This is a genomic window from Pseudomonas sp. BNK-7, from assembly GCF_048072025.1.
GTDB lineage: Bacteria > Pseudomonadota > Gammaproteobacteria > Pseudomonadales > Pseudomonadaceae > Aquipseudomonas > Aquipseudomonas danubii.
In genome coordinates this window covers 2,113,114-2,133,100 of record NZ_CP182252.1, presented here as the reverse complement: position 1 = coordinate 2,133,100, position 19,987 = coordinate 2,113,114, and the positions used below count along the sequence as shown (strand labels likewise).

At 62.9% G+C, this 19,987-nt stretch carries 22 protein-coding genes; 10 read left to right on the top strand and 12 right to left on the bottom strand.

Going from position 1 to position 19,987, the window contains the following annotated elements; genetic code table 11:
* The 9 genes from ACMGF8_RS09860 to ACMGF8_RS09820 all read right to left on the bottom strand — a co-directional run bounded on the left by ACMGF8_RS09860 (window position 1) and on the right by ACMGF8_RS09820 (window position 10,873).
* Entirely contained in the window at window positions 1-2,556 is a 2,556-nt protein-coding gene (locus tag ACMGF8_RS09860) for a LuxR C-terminal-related transcriptional regulator (RefSeq protein WP_416759437.1), read from the bottom strand.
* A gap of 148 nt (window positions 2,557-2,704) precedes the next feature.
* Window positions 2,705-4,072 carry a DUF1329 domain-containing protein gene (locus ACMGF8_RS09855; RefSeq protein ID WP_102861190.1) on the bottom strand — a complete coding sequence of 456 codons (1,368 nt, stop codon included), beginning with the start codon at window positions 4,070-4,072 and terminating at the stop codon, window positions 2,705-2,707.
* 24 nt (window positions 4,073-4,096) lie between these two features.
* Window positions 4,097-5,896, bottom strand: coding sequence for a DUF1302 domain-containing protein (locus ACMGF8_RS09850; RefSeq protein WP_115581622.1), 1,800 nt, complete (start codon window positions 5,894-5,896; stop codon window positions 4,097-4,099).
* A gap of 483 nt (window positions 5,897-6,379) precedes the next feature.
* A complete protein-coding gene (locus ACMGF8_RS09845) occupies window positions 6,380-6,739 on the bottom strand; it encodes a hypothetical protein (RefSeq protein ID WP_102861188.1) in 360 nt (119 codons plus the stop codon).
* A gap of 162 nt (window positions 6,740-6,901) precedes the next feature.
* The gene (locus ACMGF8_RS09840; protein WP_102861710.1) at window positions 6,902-7,813 is read right to left on the bottom strand and encodes an SDR family oxidoreductase; all 912 of its coding nucleotides are present in this window, start codon (window positions 7,811-7,813) and stop codon (window positions 6,902-6,904) included.
* 168 nt (window positions 7,814-7,981) lie between these two features.
* The gene (locus ACMGF8_RS09835; protein WP_102861187.1) at window positions 7,982-8,884 is read right to left on the bottom strand and encodes an alpha/beta fold hydrolase; all 903 of its coding nucleotides are present in this window, start codon (window positions 8,882-8,884) and stop codon (window positions 7,982-7,984) included.
* Complete coding sequence (locus ACMGF8_RS09830; protein WP_416759433.1) at window positions 8,884-9,666, bottom strand: class II aldolase/adducin family protein; 783 nt, start codon at window positions 9,664-9,666, stop codon at window positions 8,884-8,886. Before ACMGF8_RS09830 ends, ACMGF8_RS09835 begins: the two co-directional genes overlap by 1 nt.
* 144 nt (window positions 9,667-9,810) lie before the next feature.
* Window positions 9,811-10,497, bottom strand: coding sequence for an LrgB family protein (locus ACMGF8_RS09825; protein ID WP_060837578.1), 687 nt, complete (start codon window positions 10,495-10,497; stop codon window positions 9,811-9,813).
* Window positions 10,487-10,873 carry a CidA/LrgA family protein gene (locus ACMGF8_RS09820; RefSeq protein ID WP_102861185.1) on the bottom strand — a complete coding sequence of 129 codons (387 nt, stop codon included), beginning with the start codon at window positions 10,871-10,873 and terminating at the stop codon, window positions 10,487-10,489. Before ACMGF8_RS09820 ends, ACMGF8_RS09825 begins: the two co-directional genes overlap by 11 nt.
* Before the next feature lie 98 nt (window positions 10,874-10,971).
* Between ACMGF8_RS09820 and ACMGF8_RS09815 the strand changes: the two genes are divergently transcribed.
* The gene (locus ACMGF8_RS09815) at window positions 10,972-11,868 is read left to right on the top strand and encodes a LysR family transcriptional regulator (protein WP_102861184.1); all 897 of its coding nucleotides are present in this window, start codon (window positions 10,972-10,974) and stop codon (window positions 11,866-11,868) included.
* On the opposite strand, the gene ACMGF8_RS09810 is transcribed toward ACMGF8_RS09815, so the two are convergent.
* On the bottom strand, window positions 11,849-12,304 hold the full coding sequence (locus tag ACMGF8_RS09810; protein WP_102861183.1) for a flavodoxin: 456 nt from the start codon (window positions 12,302-12,304) through the stop codon (window positions 11,849-11,851). The two genes, ACMGF8_RS09815 and ACMGF8_RS09810, sit on opposite strands and share 20 nt — an antisense overlap.
* Before the next feature lie 159 nt (window positions 12,305-12,463).
* On the opposite strand from ACMGF8_RS09810, the gene ACMGF8_RS09805 reads away from it, so the two are divergent.
* Complete coding sequence (locus tag ACMGF8_RS09805; protein ID WP_102861182.1) at window positions 12,464-12,937, top strand: PAS domain-containing protein; 474 nt, start codon at window positions 12,464-12,466, stop codon at window positions 12,935-12,937.
* Between the two features lie 53 nt (window positions 12,938-12,990).
* A complete protein-coding gene (locus ACMGF8_RS09800) occupies window positions 12,991-13,596 on the top strand; it encodes a hypothetical protein (protein WP_102861181.1) in 606 nt (201 codons plus the stop codon).
* Window positions 13,597-13,614: 18 nt separating this feature from the next.
* Here ACMGF8_RS09800 and ACMGF8_RS09795 read toward each other — a convergent pair whose 3' ends face one another.
* Complete coding sequence (locus ACMGF8_RS09795) at window positions 13,615-14,574, bottom strand: MerR family transcriptional regulator (protein ID WP_102861180.1); 960 nt, start codon at window positions 14,572-14,574, stop codon at window positions 13,615-13,617.
* A gap of 209 nt (window positions 14,575-14,783) precedes the next feature.
* On the opposite strand from ACMGF8_RS09795, the gene ACMGF8_RS09790 reads away from it, so the two are divergent.
* The 6 genes from ACMGF8_RS09790 (at window position 14,784) to ACMGF8_RS09765 (ending at window position 17,866) form a co-directional block, all read left to right on the top strand.
* A complete protein-coding gene (locus ACMGF8_RS09790) occupies window positions 14,784-15,353 on the top strand; it encodes an antibiotic biosynthesis monooxygenase (protein WP_102861179.1) in 570 nt (189 codons plus the stop codon).
* A 136-nt stretch (window positions 15,354-15,489) separates the two neighbouring features.
* A complete protein-coding gene (folM, locus tag ACMGF8_RS09785; protein WP_207167077.1) occupies window positions 15,490-16,200 on the top strand; it encodes a dihydromonapterin reductase in 711 nt (236 codons plus the stop codon).
* A gap of 23 nt (window positions 16,201-16,223) precedes the next feature.
* A complete protein-coding gene (gene folE / locus ACMGF8_RS09780; protein WP_102861177.1) occupies window positions 16,224-16,784 on the top strand; it encodes a GTP cyclohydrolase I FolE in 561 nt (186 codons plus the stop codon).
* A gap of 2 nt (window positions 16,785-16,786) precedes the next feature.
* Entirely contained in the window at window positions 16,787-17,158 is a 372-nt protein-coding gene (folX, locus tag ACMGF8_RS09775) for a dihydroneopterin triphosphate 2'-epimerase (RefSeq protein WP_102861176.1), read from the top strand.
* 80 nt (window positions 17,159-17,238) lie between these two features.
* On the top strand, window positions 17,239-17,535 hold the full coding sequence (locus ACMGF8_RS09770) for a DUF1244 domain-containing protein (protein WP_102861175.1): 297 nt from the start codon (window positions 17,239-17,241) through the stop codon (window positions 17,533-17,535).
* Window positions 17,528-17,866 (top strand): HopJ type III effector protein, encoded by a 339-nt coding sequence (locus ACMGF8_RS09765; RefSeq protein WP_207167076.1) that lies wholly within the window; start codon window positions 17,528-17,530, stop codon window positions 17,864-17,866. The genes ACMGF8_RS09770 and ACMGF8_RS09765 overlap by 8 nt, the downstream gene beginning before the upstream one ends.
* A gap of 67 nt (window positions 17,867-17,933) precedes the next feature.
* On the opposite strand, the gene trxB is transcribed toward ACMGF8_RS09765, so the two are convergent.
* Window positions 17,934-18,896, bottom strand: coding sequence for a thioredoxin-disulfide reductase (gene trxB, locus ACMGF8_RS09760; RefSeq protein ID WP_060837566.1), 963 nt, complete (start codon window positions 18,894-18,896; stop codon window positions 17,934-17,936).
* 310 nt (window positions 18,897-19,206) lie between these two features.
* Between trxB and cysZ the strand changes: the two genes are divergently transcribed.
* Window positions 19,207-19,956 carry a sulfate transporter CysZ gene (gene cysZ / locus ACMGF8_RS09755; RefSeq protein ID WP_102878389.1) on the top strand — a complete coding sequence of 250 codons (750 nt, stop codon included), beginning with the start codon at window positions 19,207-19,209 and terminating at the stop codon, window positions 19,954-19,956.
* The last annotated feature ends 31 nt before the right edge of the window (window positions 19,957-19,987 follow it).

Below are 19,987 nucleotides of genomic sequence, written 5' to 3'. Positions count from 1 at the left end.
TCAGCTCATCAGCCCCAGGGCCTGGGCCTTGGCCACGGCCTGGGTGCGCCGCTCCACCCCCAGCTTGCTGTGGATCCTGCGGCCGTGGGTCTTCACCGTGTGCAGAGAGATGAACAACTGCTCGGCAATCTGCTGGTTGGAGCAGCCCTGGGCAATCAATTGCAGCACTTGCAACTCCCGCAGGCTGAGCAGGCTGTCGTGATCCTCCTGCGGCGGCGCCGCGGGCGTGGTTGGCGGGCTGTCCAGTGCTTGCAACAACGCTGGTTGTCGCAGGCGCAACTCGTGCAGGGCCTGGGGCAGATTGCAGCGCGCCGCCAGTTCCTGTCCGGCCTGCAGGGCCTGGGCCGCCAGAGCCTGGTCGCCGAGCCTGAAGGCCACCTCGGCCAGCACCAACTGCACCTGGACCTCCAGGCCCAGCATGCCGTGGCGCCGGGCCCGGGCCAGCAGTTCCTGCAAGCTGGCCACCGGTGCCTGGGCCCGCCCCAGATGCACCTCGGCCAGCACCAGCAGGCATTCGATACTCGGGATCAGTTCCAGACTGGCCGGCGGCGCCTGCAGTGCCTGGGGCCCGCGAAAGTGCCGGAGCACCCGGCTCAAGGCTTCGTGAGCCAGATCCGCCCGCCCCTGCTGCAGCCAGAGCTGGCTGCTGAGCTGCAACAGCACGCCACGGTAGACCGTGTCCGGGATCTGCCGTTGCTGCATCAGCCGCTCGGCGTCCCGCAGGCGCACGAACGCCTGGGCGTAGTCGCCCTGGTTGGCCGCCAACTGGGCTTCACCGAGAAAGCCATACAAGGCGCGCTTGTCATGACTGACCAGGCAATCCTCAAGCCCTCGGCGAAAATACTCGGCTGCTTGCCCATCGTTTCCCTGGCGCAACGCCAGCCGGCCGAGGCGCAAGGCCAGGCGCCCGAGCAAGGGCGTGGCGCGCAGCGCTTGCCCGGACAAACGCTCGATCACCTGTTCCAGCAAACTTTGCGCCCGATGGGGCGCGCCGCGTTGTTCCAGCAATTGGGCATGATCGAGCTCCAGCAAGCCTTCGAACAACAACGCATCCTGGGCCCGGGCCAGACACAACGCCTCACGATTGAGGGACTGGGCCGCCTCCAGCTCGCCGCACAGCAGCGCTTGCTGGGTCAGGCCGGACAGGCACAGCAAACGGGTGGTCCAGGCGCCGTCCTCCAACTCGTTCAAGGCTTCGCGAAAGTGCTGCCGCGCGTCCTCCATCCGCCCGCCCAGGTGCAACAGCCACCCTTGCTGCGCCTGCCAGCGAGCCAGCAGTTGACGTTGTTCAACCGCCGAAGGTTGCGGTGCAAACCGTGCCATCTGGGCCATGCATTGCCCGGCCTGTTCGAAGCGTCCGGCAAACAGCATGGCCGCCACCAGCAACCCCAGTAACTGCGGACTGCCCAGCAGCAACTCGGCGCCCTGGCGCTCATGCAGTTGCAACAGCAACAAGCCATTGTGCTGCTGGAACAGGAACTCAATATTGAAATGCTCCAGCAGGCTGACCGCGACTTCGTACTCCTGGGCCAATAGCGCCTGCTCAAAGGCCGACTGCCAATCCTCCTGAGCGGTAAACCACTGGCACGCCCGCCGATGCCAGGAGCGCCCGGCGGGCCAGGCCTCATCCCGCATCAGCCGGGCCAGGGGTGCAAATACCTGCAGCCAGTCGGCACCGCCTTCCCAGGGTTCGATAAAGCAGCCCAGGTCCTGCAGGGTACGCAGGTACTGGGCCCCTTCTCCGGCGCCAAACAGGTGCTCGCACAACTCGGCATTGAACCGCGGCATCTGGGCCAGCACTTGCCAGACTTCCGCCAGTTCCGCCGGTAACACGCTGAACAGCTCATGCTCCAGGTATTCGAGCAAGGTATTGGGGCGCCCTGGCTTGCAGGGTTGGGTCACCCGCTCGCTGCCATCGAGCAAGGCGATGCGCACCCCGGCACACCAGCCGCCACTGCGCTGCAGGATGCTGCTGGCGGTCTGGGCACACAAAGGTTGCGGCAAACGTTGCAGCAGTTGCTCGATATCACGCTGGCTGAAGGCCAGGGCGCTGCCGTCCAGTTCGTAGAGCTGGTCGTCCAGCAACAGGCGTGGCCAGTTGCATTGGGGGCGGCGGCGACTGCCGATCCACCAGGTGAGCAAGGGGTTGTCGATGCTCAGCAAGCGGTCCAGCAGCCCGTCCAGCTCCGGAGCCGGCAAACGGCAATAGTCATCAATGCACAGCCAGGCCGGACTGGGCAGATGAGCCAGGTGTAACAGCAGCGCGGCGGGATCGGCATCGGCCTGGTCCAAGGCGTCGGCCAGGACACGACACAAGTCGTCAGGACTCTGGCACGCACCGCCCAGGGGCAACCAGATGACCCGGCACGAAGCGGGGGCCTGCTGCAGGCATTCGCTGAGCAGGGCGGTCTTGCCGCTGCCGGCGGGGGCACACAACAACTTGACCCGCGCACTGGAGGCCAGCAACGGCGTACTCAGGTGGTCGCGTGGAGAATGATGGGAAGACAAACGGGGCATGAACCCGGGACGCTCTGGACAACGAGTCATGGCAGTCATTGCAGCGAGCCTTTTTATAGTTTTAGCCAGCGTGCCCCCACCCTAGCCTCGACCTCCCGACCTGTTGAAGAAGTATTCAGCGGGCTGATCCTCTGCCATAAAAAAGGCGACCGGGCAGTCGCCTTTGCACCTCGTGCGTCACCGGTGCCTAGCGCACCCCGCTGGCGCGCAAGGCGGCCGGGGTGTAGTCGGCCGCTTTGGCGGCAAAGCCGAATTCCAGGCTGTGCTTTTCCTCGTTCTTCATGCCCAGGGCCAGGTAGCGACCGGCGTTGAGGTCATACAGGGCTTCCAGGGTGTAGGCCGGGACCTGATGGTCGTAGTAGTACTGCGCGTGTCCCTCGGCCACTCGCCACAACTGGCCACGGCCGTCGTAGTGATCCACCAGGGCCACCTGCCAGCTGTCCTCGTCGATGTACATGTGCCGGGTGGCGTAGATGTGCCGCTGGTTGGGCTTGACCGTGCCCACCACTTCCCAGACCCGGTGCAGTTCGTAGCGGGTCAGGTCCTGGTTGATGTGCCCGGCCTTGATGATGTCGTCGTACTTGAGGCTCGGCGAGTCCAGCTTGTAGCTGTTGTAGGGGATGTACATCTCCTTCTTGCCCACGAGTTTCCAGTCGTAACGGTCGGGGGCGCCGGAAAACATGTCGAAGTTGTCCGAGGTGCGCAGGCCGTCGGCGGCGGTGCCCGGACCGTCGTAGGCCACCTGCGGGGCGCGGCGTACACGGCGCTGCCCGGCGTTGTAGATCCAGGCCGAGCGGGGCTCCTTGACCTGATCCAGGGTTTCATGGACCAGCAGCACGTTGCCCGCCAGCCGCGCCGGGGCGGTCACCGACTGCTTGAAGAAGTTCTGCACGTTGGCGCCCTTGGCCGGGTCCAGGTCGGGGATCAGTTGCGGCGCCGCCACTTCCTCTTCAAAACGGATCGAGGTGTAGCTGCCGTTGGTCTGCGGGGTGGCCTGGGTGATGATGCGTTTCTGATTGCCACCGTGATAGCGGGTCAGGTGGTTCCACAGCACCTCGATGCCGCTCTTCGGAATCGGGAAGGCGTAGTAGCGGTTGCCGGTGAAGTTGGCCAGTCCGTTGCCGTCGTTGGTGGTGGTCACGTTCAGCGCGCTGCGCTTGGCCGACTCGTAGATCTCCGGTGGCAGGCCGACGCTGCGATGGGTCGGGTAGACCGGAATCCGGTAACTGTCCGGGTAACGCTTGAACATCGCCAGCTGCCCTGCGGACAGCTTGTCCTTGTACTTGTCGGCCGTGGCCGCGGTAATGATGAACAACGGTTTCTCATTGGCGAAGGGATCGGCGAGAAAGCCCTTGCTGTCCACCGCCCCGGCGTTCTTCGGGATGCCGCCGGTCCAGGCCGGAATCGAGCCATCGGCGTTGCCGGCCTTCTGCGCCCCCACGGGAGTCAGGCTGGTGCCCAGCTTGGCGGCTTCTTCCGGACTCACTGCAGCCATCAGGTTGGCCGCCCACAGGCCCAGTGCCAGGGCGCTGCATTGCAGAATCATCTTGCGCATTCAAGTGCTCCTTCTTGTGCCGGTTCAGAAGTTCACGCCAAAGCTCAACGCGAGGAAGTCCCGGTCGGTGAGGGTGTTGTAGCGCCCGCCAAAAAAGTCGGTGTAGCTGAGGCTGGCGGTGTAGGTGTTGCGGTAGTCGGCGTCGACACCCACGCTGAGGGCCTTGGCGCCCTGGTTGAACAAGCCGTTGGGGCCGTAGCCGTTGACGTCATGGGACCAGGACAGGTTGGGCTTGAAGTTGACCCCGCCGATCACGTTGCTGTAGTCGAGGATGGCCCGGGCCCGATAACCCCAGGAGGTGGCGGTGACGAACCCATCGGTGTCGCCGCCATAGCCGTACTGGCCGTAGACCGAGTCACGGCCGTAGCGCAGCTTGCTTTTGTCCTCCAGGCCACCGACCCGGACGATCGCCGCCTCGCCCACCAGGGTCAGGCGATCAGCCCCCAGCACCTGGTCGAAGAACTGGGTCATGGAGCTCTGGATCTGGGTGATTTCCTTGCGCCGGTAGCCGGTGTTGTCGGCGCCCAGGGCGGTCTTGATCGGCGACGCCGCGCCCCCGGCGATGGGGTTGAGCAGGGCCAGGGTCAGGTCGTTGGTGTTGACCTGCACCGGGGCGTTGGGGCGGTAGCTGATCTCGCCGGTCCAGGCGGTGCCGGTGGGCAGCGTAGTGGAGAAGCTGGCGCCATACAGGCGGATGTCTTCGGGGTATTCCAGGTAGTACTGGCCACGGCCGAGCATCACGCTTTGCACCAGGCTGGCTCCCGCGCCGGGAACCGTGGGCGCGGCCGCAGCTCCTGCGGCACCAATAGCCCCCAGGGTGGCCGGACTGATGTTGGCCGTGGTGGTGCTCACCACCGGGCTGCGCGCATGGTAGTTCATGAAATACAGGCCGTACTCGGTGTCATCGCCGAGCCAGCGCAGAGCGGCGCCCCACTGCCCGGAGTCCCGGGCATCGCGGTCGCCGCCGCGGGGCAGGATCACCCCTTCACGGGACACCTGAAAGCCCTGGCCGAACGCCGCGGCAACCGGTTGCAGGGGCGCGATCGCCGGGCTGCCGACGGTGTAGCCGGTGGTGCAGCCATCGGCCACCACATCGTTGCCGAAGAAGGTGCCGCAGTTGTCCACCACGGTCTGGTCCCACTCCAGCTGATAGAAACCTTCCACGGTCAACTGGTTGGTCAGGCCCTGGGAAGCAAACAGCATGTTCACCGGCACCAGGCCTTCCTTGATCTCGGCCCCGGGGCGGCGAAAGGCCGAGACGTCCACCGGGTTGATGCTGTTGATGGAGTTGCCGATGAAGGTGCTCTCGCCCCAACTGACCACCTGCTTGCCGGCGCGCACGGTACCCGGCAGGTTGGCAATCGAGTAGTTGTGGTAGACGAAAGCGTCGAGAATCTGTGCGCCCGAGGACTTGGCGCCTTCCTTGCGGTTGTGGTCGCTGATGGGTTTGAACTGGCGATCCTCGTCCTTGAGTTCGAAGTCGTACCAGTACTTGCCGCGCACGAAGACGCCGGTGTCGCCGTACTTGAGCTCAAGGTCGTGCAGGCCCTTGAAGATCTTCGAGAAAGTCTCGCCCTTCTTGAAGTTCAAGCGGCCATCGTCACCGGTGGAAGACTGCGCGGTGCCGCCGTTGACCGTACCGACGAACGCCCGGTCGGCATCGCGCATGCCCCAACTGGCGCCGACGGACAACGATGAATCGAACTGCCCTTCAATTTCCCCAATATTGAACGAAACCGCCTGCGCCTGAGCGCTGCAGCCCAGCGCTACCGCGACAGCCAGCGCCTGCGGTTTGAAGATGGCGCGCATTGTTGTTCTTGTCATGCGTCTTCCCCGGTGAGTGACAGGAGGCCTCACCCTACTGCCGGGGTACCACGGCCGATAAGCGCACCAAGGAGGTATTCGAGTTGTCGCTCGAAAGGATTAGCGCCCTTGCCACAGGGGCCGTTCAGAGATGTATCCACGGGCTGGATACGCGACCATCAAGTGCATCGATACAGGTGCTGCGCACTCTGGACTGTTGCTCAAGCTGTAACAGTCCTTGTCCTGAATGGCTATTTTTCCAGGTCATGCCAGGGCTTATTCTTACCTCGCAGTAAAGGCAAACAACGCCACGCCACTGCCGCGCAAAGAGCCCGCCGCCCGTTGCCCGAAACAGACTTCCAGTTGGCTTGAAAAGATTCAGTTCAGGCCACTACCCCAGGTTCACCGACGTTGATTTTGTAGCTCCTTGATCTAACGTCTTACCTTGGCCGCTGCTCTTGCAGCGGCCTTTTTTATGCGCGCAAGACAACGGCCCAGTTGGCCTTACAAGGTGTCGTCATCACCATCGTCGTAATGAAACTTGTGCAACAGACGATGCGCCACCGGTGACAGGATCAAGCCCAGAGTGGCGGCGAACACCAGGTTGGTGTAGAGCCCGTAGGTGGCAAAAAACAGTTTGCCGCCAGGGGTTTGCGGCATGTTGATGGGCCCGATGCCGCCGAGGATCATGGCCGCGTCATACAAGGCGTCGTGAAAGGAAATGTCCTGCTCGAAGTACAGCAGGCCGCTGATCCCCAGCAGCACCGAAAAGCTGATCAGGGCCAGGACCACCAGGCCATGAACACATAGACGCCGGATAAACAGCAATCGCGACAGTACCGGCTGATCCTTTGATTCATACATCTCAAGCGCTCCTTGTGCGTTCGCCAGCCGTCGAGCATAGAGACGAACGCCACAGGAGTAAAACCGCCGGGGCCCAGGCTCCGGCGGGTCATTGAATGGCTGTTTTCAAGCCAGGGAAGAATGCCCGCCGATCAGCGCCGGACAAGGCTGGTCCGCGCAGCGTCAGAGGGCGTACTTTTGCAGATTCTGCATCATCTCCTTGAGTGCCTCGATGTTGTCCCTGGGATGGGCCGCCCCCTCGAAATCGCAGATCTGCTGCCAGTGCGCTGCCACATCGTCGGGCGAGAAGCCCTGGCGCGGATCAAAACCGGCGCCCAGGCTGCGCTCCCAACGCACCTTGCCGATCCAGCCGCCGCCCACTTCGAACAGGCCGGAGGTTTCTTCGCACTGCTCGCTGCCCAGGTACACCACCAGCGGACTCACCAGTTCCGGCTTGAGCTGCTCGAACACCTGTGGCGGGATCAGACCTTCGGTCATCCGCGTGCCACCGGTCGGGGCAATGGCGTTGACCAGGATGTTGTTCTTGCGCCCTTCGATGGCCAGGGTCCGGGTCAGGCCGTACAGGCCGAGCTTGGCCATGCCGTAGTTGGACTGGCCGAAGTTGCCGTAGATGCCTGATGTGGACGCAGTGAAGATCACCCGTCCGTAAGCCTGGTCCCGCAGATGCGGCCAGGCGGCACGGGTGACCTTGTAGGCCCCTTCGACATGCACCCGGTACACCAGGTCCCAATCGGCGTCGTCCATCTTGTGGAAGGTCTTGTCCCGCAGGATGCCAGCGTTGTTGACCACCACATCGACCCGGCCGAACACATCCAGGGCGTTCTGCACGATCTTTTCGCCCTCGGTGACCGAGTCGTGGTTGGCCTCGGCGATGCCCCCAGCCTCGCGGATCTGCGCCACCACCCGATCGGCCGCCGAGGCACTGGCGCCCTCGCCCTGGGCCGAGCCCCCCAGGTCGTTGACCAGCACCTTGGCCCCGTGCCTGGCGAACAGCAAGGCATGGGCCCGGCCCAGGCCGCCGCCGGCTCCGGTGATGATCACTACTTTGTCTTGCAAGCGCACAGATTCACTCATACCGAACTCCAGCAGGGCCAATGGACAATTCTTCGAGTGTCGGACAGCCAGCCGGCGGTCACAATAAAAACGTCCGGGCCTGAATGGTGCCCAATAAGACAGCGGGATAATCGCCCCGCCCGCACCAGAGCACGCCCCTGCCTTGGGCCACACAGTGACCCAAGGCGCTCAGGAACCCATTGCCTGGCGTGGCGGCGCGAGCAATGTGTCGCGAAACCCCAGGTAATGCTTGAGCACCGGCAACGGCGCCTCGATCTGCGGGTAATGGCCGATGCCCGGCAGCAGCACGGTGTCCGGCTCGGGGATCAGCTGGCGATAGCGCTCCACCATGTGCGCCCCGGAAATCGGGTCCTGGGCGCCATCGATCACCCGCAGCGGCACCTCGCCACGTTGCATGGCGCCGACCCAACGCTCGCGCTGGGCCCGTCGCTCGGGGATATAAGCGATCAACTTGTGCAGGATGCGCGGCCCGTTGTTGCTGTGCACCAGGCTCCAGAAGTCATCCAGGACCGACTCGCTGGGACCGGTCTGGGGGCCGAAGATCTGCCGGAAGCTGTTCGCCAGCCCCTGGCGACTGAACACCCGCCCGAGCATCCAGCCCACGGGGCTGAGCAACAGCTTCTGGGTCAGCACCGGGCGATGGGTTTCCGGAAACAGACCGCCATTGAGGAACACGCAGCTGGCGATCTCGATCCGCGCTTCATAATGCCGGGCCAGCAGTTCCTGGGCGACGCTGTCGCCGTAGTCATGGGCCAGCAGGTGCAGCGGCTCTTGGATCTGCAAATGGGCCAGCAACGCCTGCTGCAAGTCTGCCTGCTCCAGCAGGCTGTACTCATGGTCCAGCGGCTTGTCCGAGTCGCCGAAGCCGAGCATGTCGCAGGCGATCACCTGATAGCGCCGCGCCAGGGGTTGCCACAGGTAATGCCAGTCCCAGCTGGCAGTGGGAAAGCCATGGATCAACAGCAGCGGCTCTCCTTGCCCCGCCACCCAGTAACGAATGCGCTGGCCGCGAAACACAAAGTCCTTGCCGCGCTTGCGCCAGACACACAGAGGAATCTCGGTGATAGGCATCAGACTTTGTAACCCGGGTCGAGTTGATCGAGTTTGCGCAACAGGGCCGGCCAGGCCAGTGCGCCCCCCATCCCCTGGGCACTGCGGGTGACACCGGCGATCATCGCCTTGGCCCCCGCCAGGATCGACGCGGGAATGATAATCAGCTCGGCGCCGCCATTCTGCGCCAGCACCTGGATCTCGCAGGCACGCTGGAAGGTGAACATCATCAGGAAGGTATCGGCGATGCTGGCGCCGCAGGTCAGCAAGCCATGGTTGTGCAGCAGCAGGAAGTTGTTGTCCCCCAGGTCGGCCTGCAGCCGCTCTTTCTCCTCGGGGTTCAGGGCCACGCCCTCATAAGGGTGACGGCCCAGGCTCGACAGCACGAACAGCGACTGCTGGCTGATGGGCAGCACGCCCTGCTTCTGCGCCGACACCGCGACCCCGGCGGCCGTGTGGGTATGCAGCACACAGAGCACATCGTGGCGCACCGCGTGCACGGCACTGTGAATGGTGTAGCCCGCCGGGTTGATCTCGTAGGGGCTGTCCATCAGCTTGTTACCGGCCTGGTCGACCTTCACCAGGCTGGAGGCAGTGATCTCGTGGAACATCATGCCGAAGGGGTTGATCAGGAAGTCTTCGGTGCCCGGCACCTTGGCGGAGATATGGGTGAAGATCAGGTCGTCCCAGCCGTGCATGGCCACCAGACGGTAGCAGGCGGCGAGGTCCAGACGGGTTTGCCACTCAACGGCGCTGACTTGTTTTTTTACACTCGGTGTCGATTGAACGGGGGCTAGGCTCACGGCAAGGACCTCGGTGATGGTTCTTATTGGATGAGGGAACCCCCAGAGTCTAGACAGCTTGCATCGACTGCGGAGTTGCATTGACAGCCAGCTTGATGACCGTGCGGGTCAGCCGGAGAGAAGGCTCTGGTCCGCGGCTTTGCGTCAAAGCACCGACGCCAGCAAAGGGGCCGCGAAAAGGTTAAGCAACCCGGTCAACACCATCACCAGGCCGGCCACCGAGCCCTCTTCACCCCCGACTTCATGGGCCCGGCTGACTCCGGCTCCGTGGGCGCCGACACCAAACAACGCGCCCCGGGCCAGGGCACTGCGCAAGGGCAGCCAGCGCAGCAGCACACCGCCGAGCATGGCACCGAACACCCCGGTGAACATCACGAACACCGCCGTCAACTCAGGCACGCCGCCCAAGTCATGGGCCAGGGGCATGGCGAACGGCGTGGTAATGGAACGTGGCACCAGGGACAGGGTCACCGAGCTGTCCAGGGCCAGCATCTTCGCCAAGCCGAAGGAACTGCCGATGGACGCGGCGCTGCCCGCCAGCATGCCCAGCAACAGGGCCGACCAGTGGCGCATCAGCAACTGGCGCTGCTGCCAGATGGGAATCGCAAAGGCCACCGTCACCGGCCCCAGCACCAGCATCAGCCAGTGGGTGTTGGCGGCGTATTCGGCATAGGCGGTGTGCAGCGGCACCGCAATTGCCAGCAGCAGGGCCGGCACCAGGATCAACGGCGACAGCAGGTAGCGCCCGGTGCGCCGGTAGATCCAGCGGCTGAACAGATACGCCCCCAGGGTCAGGGCCAGCCAGAACATCGGCATCAGTTCAAGCTTCATGGCGCATCCTCCAGCGGCAGACCATCTCCACCGTGAGTGCGGTCACCAGCATCACCAGCAGGGTGCTGATACCGATCACCAGCAGAATCCGCCAGCCGTCCTGACGCAGCAGGCCGCCGTAGTCCAGCAAGCTCATCAGCGCCGGAATGAAGAACAGCAGCATCTCCGCCATCAGCAGGCCGGCCCCCAGTTGCAAGGCCGCCGGCTTGACCCAGCCCAGGGCGAAGGCCAGCAGCAACAGCGCAAGGCCAATGACCCCACCGGGAATCGGCCAGGGCAGCCAGGTAGCCAGTTGGCAACCGAGAAAATAGATGGCCAGCAGCACTGCCAATTCGCCAATCAGGCGGCCCAGGCGTTTACAGGTGGAAATGTTCATGGTGGTTGAGTCCTCTCAGGGGCCCATTTTATGAAAAGTCCCTGCATCACCGAAGCGAATTGTTAGACTTGAAACCATTCCAATCTGGAATTACCACCATGGATTTCAAACAACTGCGCAGTTTTGTCGAAGTCATCCGCCAGGGCGGTTTCACCCAGGCGGCCAGGACCCTGCACATCAGCCAGTCGGCGGTCAGCAAGCAGATCGCGCAGCTGGAGCAAAGCCTGGGCACGCCCCTGCTGGAGCGCCAGGGCTCGCACATTCATCTCACCGCCGCCGGCGGCGTGGTGCTGCAGCGGGCCGAGGACATGCTGCGCCTGCGCCATGAACTGCTCAGTGAACTGGATGACCTGAGCCAACTGGCACGGGGTGAACTGCGCCTGGGTCTGCCGCTGCTGGGCAGCGATGCACTGTTCGCCAGCCGTTTCGCCGAATACCGCCGGCGCTACCCGAATATCCAGGTGCAACTGCTCGAAGGCGGCAGCCTGAATGTCGAGCAGGCCGTGCGCAGTGGCGAGCTGGAACTGGGCGGCAGCCTGACCCCCAAGGACCCGGCGTTTGCCTATCAACCCTTCTGCGATGAGCCCCTGGATGCCTTGCTGCCCGCCGATCATCCCCTGGCGCTGAACGCCCAGGTGCGCCTGGAAGAACTGGCCGATACCCCCTTCCTCCTCTATCAGCGCAGCTTTGTGCTCAACGACCGACTGCTCCAGGCCTGCCAGCAGGTGGGCTTCACGCCAAAGGAGGGAGGACGTAGCGGCCAGGCAGACTTTCTTGCGGCGCTGGTGGCCGCCGGTCAAGGTGTGGTGTTGCTGCCCAGTGTGGTGGCCCGCGGCCTGGTGCGGCCGGGGGTGGTGCGCCTGACGCTGAAGGCCCCGGACTATCTGCGCTGGGACATTGCCTTCATCTGGCGCCAGGGCGCGTATCTGTCCAAGGCAGCGCAAGCCTGGCTGGCGCTGCTACGGGAACAGCCGGTCAGCCCCGCAGGGCGCTGATCAACTCGGCCAGCCAGGGCTCGGCATCGGTTTCCGGGGTCACGCTCTCGCTGGCGTCCAGGCGCAACATCGGCAGCACTTCTTCCACTCCCAGCTCGGCAAACAGCTCACGCATCTGCTCGCCACCGCCACAGAAGGTATCGCCGTAGCTGGAATCCCCCAGGCCAATCACCGCTCCGGGCAGCCCACGCCAGGCGGCGGGCAACTGATCGCGAATGCTCGAATACAGCGGCAGCAGGTTGTCTGGCAGTTCGCCCATGCCGGTGGTCGAGGTCACGGCCAGCAACGCCTGCGGTGCGAAGGCCTGAAGCTCGGTCAAAGTGGCCCGCGAGTTGTGCCAGGCCTCGAAACCTGCGGCGTTGAGGAGCTTGGCGGCGTGCCGGGCGACTTCTTCAGCCGTGCCGTACACCGAGCCGGAAAGGATGGCGACTTTCATCAATCTGTTCCTGAAGCTGACTAAAAGACTGGGATATTACCAGCTACGGAGTAAAATCCCGCCTCTGCTGCCCGCACCGCTCAAAAGCGCCTGTGGACAGCGTGCCAGCGTGACTTAGAATTCAATTCAACACTTGCTGATTGATAGCGGAACTTCGGGATGATCAACGCTCATCTGCTGCAAAAGATGATCAACGCCTCCAACGACGGGATTGTGGTCGCGGAACAGGAAGGCGAAGACAACATCGTGATTTACGTGAATCCGGCTTTCGAGCGACTGACCGGCTACAGCGCCGACGAAGTGCTGTATCAGGATTGTCGTTTCCTGCAGTCCGGAGACCGTGACCAGCCGGGGCTGGAACGGATTCGCCAGGCCCTGAGCCAGGGTCAGCCATGCCGCGAGGTGCTGCGCAACTATCGCAAGGACGGCAGCCACTTCTGGAACGAACTGTCGATCACCCCGGTATTCAACGACAGCGATCAACTGACCTATTTCATTGGCGTGCAGAAAGACGTCAGTGTGCAGATCAAGGCGCAGCAACGCTTGCTCCAGCTGGAGCAGCAACTGGCCGCAGTGCAAGCCGAGCTCGCCGCCCTCAAGGCGACCGACGGCTCTAATAAGTCGCAGATTTAGTGGTCTGTAGGGATATTCCCCACCGATTTGTCCTTCACCCTTCGAGCAACATCATGCAGCGTGACGCTCTCCTCACTCAGGATGAACTGGACTTCATCCAAACCATGCAGCACAACCCGCAGCTCAATGTGCGCGATGCCACATCGAGCCTGCTGGTCAATGGCGGCTCGCAGATCCGTGACCTGCTGACCCGTCTGGCTGCCAATGAAAAGGTCACCATCCAGGCCCATTTCGACAACCAGCAGATGACCTTCCCCCTGCATCTGGTGGAAGACGAATTCCATGCCCTGCATCTGCGCCTGGGGGTGCCGAGCATCTTCGAGGACGGCCCCATGATCCGGCCCTGGCGCCTGACGCTGGAAGAGCCGGTGGCCCTGGAAAACTCCAGGGGCCAGCCTGGACGCCTGTGGGTGCGGGAGGTGTCGTTCAAGGGCGTATTGCTGGAGATCCGTAACCGGACCCGGCCCCCCAAGCAGTTCGCCCAGTGGTTCAGCCCTTCGGGATATGAACGGATTGCGCTGCACGGGCGCTTCGAGCGCCAGACCGAAGCCGGTTTCTATGCCTATCGCCTGGATCAGAGTGACGCGGAAGAAACCGAACGCCTGCGCCAGTTCATCCTCCAGCAGCACCGCCATACCCATCCGGCCCTGCACGCCTGAAGCTGACCGAGAGCCGTTTCAGGTATCCAGGCGACCGCTGAGGAACTGCCGCAGGCGCTTCTGCATCAGGCGCCCCTCATTTCCCAGGCACGCCACCGGCGAACCGCTGAAGCTTTCCTGGGCCAGGTCCGCCGCATCTCCGGCAAGCATCAATGGACAGTCCAGAGTCAGCGCCAGACGCTTGAGGCGCTTGGGCAACTCCGCCGTCGGCGCGTGATTGGAAAACACCACCAGGGCCACAGGCTTGAGTTTTTCGCAGACCAGGGTCAGTTCATCCAGCGGTGCTCCCGGCCCCAGCAGGCGGACACCGATCTGGTCATGCCCGAGCATCAGCGCCGCCACCAGCAGCTCCAGTTCGCGGCACTGCGGGCTGAGCGCCGTCAGCAGCAGTTGCCGGTGCTGAGTGGCACGCTGCAACACCAGCCTTTGCGTGATCCGCGCCCGCAAAAAACCATCCAGAAACAACCACTCGCTGGTCTGACCGAAAGTCTCCCGGTCCTGCAGCAGTTGCTTCCAGAACGGCAGGAAAATGTCCTGGAATACCACCGGCAAGGCGTAGCTGGAGAAGACCTGGCCGTAGAGACGCTCCAGTTGCTCTTCATCGAAAGCGCTCACCGCCAGCTTCAACTGATCGCGCCACTGGCCATATTCACCTTGCAGGCCATCGTCCACCGCCACCTTGGCCTGAGCCTGGTCTGCCCGGCTCTTGGCCAGAATCTTGCCGACCTTGCTGACCGCCACACCGCGCTCGATCCAACCCAGAATCTCCCGCACCGCCTCAACATCGTGCATGGAATACAGGCGATGCCCGCTTTCGGTGCGCGTCGGCTGGATCAGACCGTAGCGTCGTTCCCAGGCTCGCAGGGTCACCGGGTTGATTCCAGTCAGGCGCGCCACTTCACGGATCGGAAACAGCTCATCCTGACGGGCAGGGTCAGGAGCCGGAGCAACAGGGACAGGTTCAGTCATGACGGGCATCTGGGGAGAAAACACCAGTAAACAAAGTGGCGGCCATTCTACTCTCCCCAGGTGCAAATGCTTCAAGCGCGAGAAAAACCGACCGGTGTCATTGGTAGCCTCGCGCCAATCAGGAATAATCCTTGCTTGATTCAGGCGCGGCCCACTACCCCGGCGCCACGTCAGCGACTGCCTTACCCAGGCCGCGCATTGGTTTACGGAGATACATAATGTCTACCTCACCCGTCACCCTGATGGTTGCCCGGCGCGTTGCCGACGGCCGTTACCAGGACCTGATCGCCTGGCTGCGCGAAGGCGAACAACTGGCCACCGACTTTCCCGGCTACCTGGGTTCCGGCGTTCTGGCCCCACCACCTGACGACGACGAATTCCAGATCATCTTCCGCTTCGCCGACGAACAGACCCTGCACACCTGGGAACACTCCGCCTCGCGCACCGCCTGGCTGGCCCGGGGCAGCGACTTGTTTGCCCACCCATCGGAACATCGCGTCAGCGGTATCGATGGCTGGTTCGGCGCAGCCGGACAACGACCACCGCGCTGGAAACAGGCCGTGGCCATCTGGCTGGCGTTCTTCCCGGTGTCGCTGCTGTTCAACTTCGTCTTAGGTCCCCTGCTCAGCGACCTGAGCCTGCTGCCCCGAGTGTTTGTCAGCACCCTGGCGTTGACCCCGTTGATGGTCTACTTCTTCATTCCGATGTCCACCCGCCTGCTGGCTAACTGGCTCAACAGCACACCGGCGCGCCCGCTACCGACCAGCGCCTCGACGCAGAATCCGTGATTCGCCGGCAAGCCGGCTCCTGCACACTGCGCAGGAGTCGGCTGCTGATCTGGCTTGCCAGCGCAGCCCCCGAGCAACAGGCACAACCCGTCCCACCGCTGGTATAGTTTTCCCCTACCCGCGACGCGAGTCCTTCATGAACACCTCCTCCGCTCCGATCCTGATCACTGGTGCCAGCCAGCGTGTCGGCCTGCATTGCGCCCTGCGCCTGCTGGAAGACGGGCAACCGGTGATCGTCACATACCGCAGCGACCGCCCGGGCCTGCAGACCTTGCGGGAAAAGGGCGCGATCCTGCTGCATGCCGACTTCTCCAGCGAAGCCGGAATCCTGGCCCTGATCAGCGCGGTGAAACACCACACCGACCGCTTGCGGGCCATCGTCCACAACGCCTCAGAGTGGCTGGAAGAAAGCCCAGGCGAGGAAAGCGCCGCCTTTACCCGGATGTTCAGCGTGCACATGCTCGCGCCCTACCTGATCAACCTGCACTGCGCAGAGTTGCTGCAGCGTTCGAGCCCGGCGGACATCATCCACATCAGCGACGACGTGACCCGCAAGGGCAGCAGCAAGCACATCGCCTACTGCGCCAGCAAAGCCGGGCTGGACAGCCTGACCCTGTCCTTCGCGGCAAAATACGCCCCGGCAATCAAGGTCAACGGCATCGCTCCGGCCCTGCTATTGTTCAACCCCGACGACGACGCGGCGTACCGCGCCAAGACCCTGGCCAAATCCGCCCTGGGCATCGAACCCGGCAGCGAAGTGATCTACCAGAGCCTGCGCTACCTGCTGGACAACCCCTATGTCACCGGCACCACCTTGACCGTCAACGGCGGGCGGCACGTCAAATAAGCCGGCCCCCACGAGGACCTTGCATGAGCCTTTCCCTGCCCCAACACTACCGCGAGATCCTCAAGGGCCTCGGTGAAGACCCCGAGCGCGAAGGTTTGCTCGACACCCCCAAGCGCGCGGCCAAGGCCATGCAGTACCTGTGTCATGGCTACAGCCAGTCGGTGGACGAGATCGTCAATGGCGCACTGTTCGCCTCTGACAGCGACGAAATGGTGATAGTCGCCGACATCGAGCTGTACTCCCTGTGCGAACATCACCTGCTGCCCTTCATCGGCAAGGCCCATGTGGCTTATATTCCTACCGGCAAGGTGCTGGGGCTGTCGAAGATCGCCCGGATCGTCGATATGTTCGCCAGACGCCTGCAGATCCAGGAAAATCTCACCCGGGAAATCGCCGACGCGGTGCAAAGCGTGACCCAGGCCGCGGGCGTCGCGGTGGTGATCGAAGCCAAGCACATGTGCATGATGATGCGCGGCGTCGAGAAACAGAATTCCACCATGCACACCTCGGTGATGCTCGGCGCCTTTCGCGATTCGAGCACCACTCGCCAGGAATTCCTGCAATTGATTGGACGGAGCAAGTAGCAATGCCACAACTTCAGCCAGGAATGGCTCGTATCCGAGTCAAGGACCTGCTCCTGCGGACCTATATCGGAATCAACGAGGAAGAGATCCTCAACAAGCAGGATGTGCTGATCAACCTGACCATCCTGTACCCCGCCCAGGATGCGGTGCGCGACAACGACATCGATCACGCGCTGAACTACCGCACCATCACCAAGGCAATCATTGCCCACGTCGAAGGCAATCGCTTCGCCTTGCTGGAGCGCCTGACCCAGGAACTGCTGGACCTGGTGATGGGCAACCTCTCGGTGCAGTACGCCGAAGTCGAAGTCGACAAACCCCACGCCCTGCGCTTTGCCGAATCGGTATCGATCACGTTAGCGGCAAGTCGCTAGCGCCAAGCGGCCAGTCAAAGCGATTCGGCTTTGATTGGCCGCTGGCAGCTATTCCCATCCCTCTACGTGCAGTGAGTCTTATGTCCCCTCAACAACGCTTGGAACTGGAAGCCGCGGCCTTTCGCCGCCTGGTGGCCCACCTGGACAACCGCAAGGACGTGCAGAACATCGACCTGATGAACCTGGCCGGGTTCTGCCGCAACTGCCTGTCCAAGTGGTACAAGGCCGAGGCCGACGAACGCCAGATCGAGGTCAGCCTCGATGACGCCCGTGAAGTGGTGTACGGCATGCCCTACGCCGAATGGAAAAATCTCTACCAGAAAGAAGCCAGCGCCGAGCAGCAAGCGGCGTTCGCCAAAGGAAAGTCCCATGACTGATCTGAACACCCTGCGCGCCAGCCTGAACAGCGGTGAACACGCTTTTGCCGACACCCTGGCCTTTATCGCCGCCGGTTACGACTACCAGCCCCAGGCCTTCAACAACGGTGGCGTGGAAAACGCCGCCGGGCAGAACGAAGGCTCGTGCAAGACCCTGGGCCTGGCCCTGTTGGAAGGCCTGAGCGACACAGAAGCCCTGCTCGCCTTCGGCGAGCACTACCGCTCGGTACTGACCACCCCCGAAGGCACTGACCACGGCAATATCCGCGCCCTGATCGCCCACGGCCTGGCCGGGGTCAAGTTCGCCGCCCAGCCGCTGACTCGCCGCTGATCTGGCTCCGACAAAACCATCACCCATAAAAAAACCGGCTTGCGCCGGTTTTTTTATCGCCTGGAAATCAGTGTGCTGCGTTCTGCAGACCGTCCAGGTAACGCTCGGTGTCCAGTGCCGCCATGCAGCCGGCGCCGGCCGAGGTGATGGCCTGACGGTAAACGTGGTCAGCCACGTCGCCAGCGGCAAAGATACCCTCGACGCTGGTGGCCGTGGCATTGCCGTCACGACCGCCCTGCACCACCAGGTAACCGTCCTTGAGGGTCAACTGGCCTTCAAACAGCGAGGTGTTCGGGGTGTGGCCGATGGCGATGAACACGCCGTCGACTTTCAGCTCGTCGAAGCTGCCGTCGTTGTTCTTCAGGCGCGCACCGGTCACGCCCATGTTGTCGCCCAGGACTTCGTCCAGGTTGGCATTGAGCTTGAGGATGATCTTGCCTTCGGCCACGCGGGCGTTGAGCTTGTCGATCAGGATTTTCTCGGCGCGGAAGGTTTCGCGACGGTGGATCAAGGTCACGGTGCTGGCGATGTTGGCCAGGTACAGGGCTTCTTCGACAGCGGTGTTGCCACCACCGACCACCGCCACCGGCTTGTTGCGATAGAAGAAACCGTCACAGGTAGCGCAGGCCGATACACCCTTGCCCATGAACGCTTCTTCCGAAGGCAGGCCCAGGTAACGGGCGCTGGCGCCGGTGGCGATGATCAGGGCGTCGCAAGTGTAGGTCGCGCTGTCGCCGGTCAGGGTGTAAGGCTTGGCAGCGAAGTCCACGGCATTGATATGGTCGAAGACGATTTCGGTTTCGAAACGCTCGGCGTGCTCGCGCATCCGCTCCATCAGCGCCGGGCCGGTCAGGCCGTGCACGTCGCCAGGCCAGTTGTCGACTTCAGTGGTGGTGGTCAGTTGGCCACCGGCCTGCATGCCGGTGATCAGCAGCGGCTTCAGGTTGGCACGGGCGGCATAGACGGCGGCGCTGTAACCGGCAGGGCCGGAACCGAGAATAATCACACGCGAATGGCGTACTTCAGACATGACTCACTCCTATCGACCGGCCCGGGTGCCCTGGCGCGGAACGCCGGATTGCCGGCTGGAATAAAAAAGGACGGTGAAACCTTGGGGAAGGCTTGAACTCGACCGTCCAAAAAATAATGGGTGAAGCGTATAGAGGGGGCGAAGATTAAGGAAATACGGTTTAACAATCCAGCTCATAGGCGGTCTCTATCCTCAGCAGGCCCATTTGAAAGGGTCTTTGTTACCGTTGATGTCGACCTGTTCACGGTGCTTTCGCCCCCCGGGTAAAGCCGGTAAGGTCGGCGCGTTTTCCATCTGCTCGGAGCGTTCTATGCCCGCCCCCGTACTGTCCGGCCCGCAATACCTGCGTGAAGGCCTGAAACTGGTCCTCAGTCCCGGCCTGCGCCTGTTCGTGCTACTGCCCCTGGTGATCAACCTGGTGTTGTTCGTCGGATTGATCTATTTCGCCGGCCACCAGTTCAGCCTGTGGATCGACACCCTGATGCCGACCCTGCCGCAATGGCTGAGCTTTCTGAGCTACATCCTCTGGCCGCTGTTCATGGTGCTGGTGGTGTTGATGGTGTTTTTCACCTTCACCATGCTGGCCAATATCATCGCCGCTCCCTTCAACGGCTTTCTATCGGAAAAAGTCGAAATCGTGGTGCGTGGCACTGACGATTTCCCGCCCTTCAGCTGGGGCGAACTGATCGCCATGATCCCCCGCACCCTATCCCGGGAAATGCGCAAGCTCGGCTACTTCCTGCCCCGGGCCATCGGCCTGTTCATCCTGTCGCTGATCCCGGTGGTCAACCTGATTGCCGCGCCGCTGTGGCTGCTGTTCGGCGTCTGGATGATGGCCATCCAGTACATCGACTACCCGGCGGATAACAACAAGATGAGCTGGCAGGAGATGATCGTCTGGCTGCGGCAGAAGCGCTGGCAGAGCCTGGGTTTTGGCGGCATCGTCTACCTGGCGCTGATGATCCCCTTCGTCAACATCCTGATGATGCCGGCCGCCGTGGCCGGGGCGACGCTCTTCTGGGTGCGTGAGCGCGGGATGGAGAACCTGCCGGCCAAATAAGGCTGGCGCGTCATAAATCCATCATCCAGAC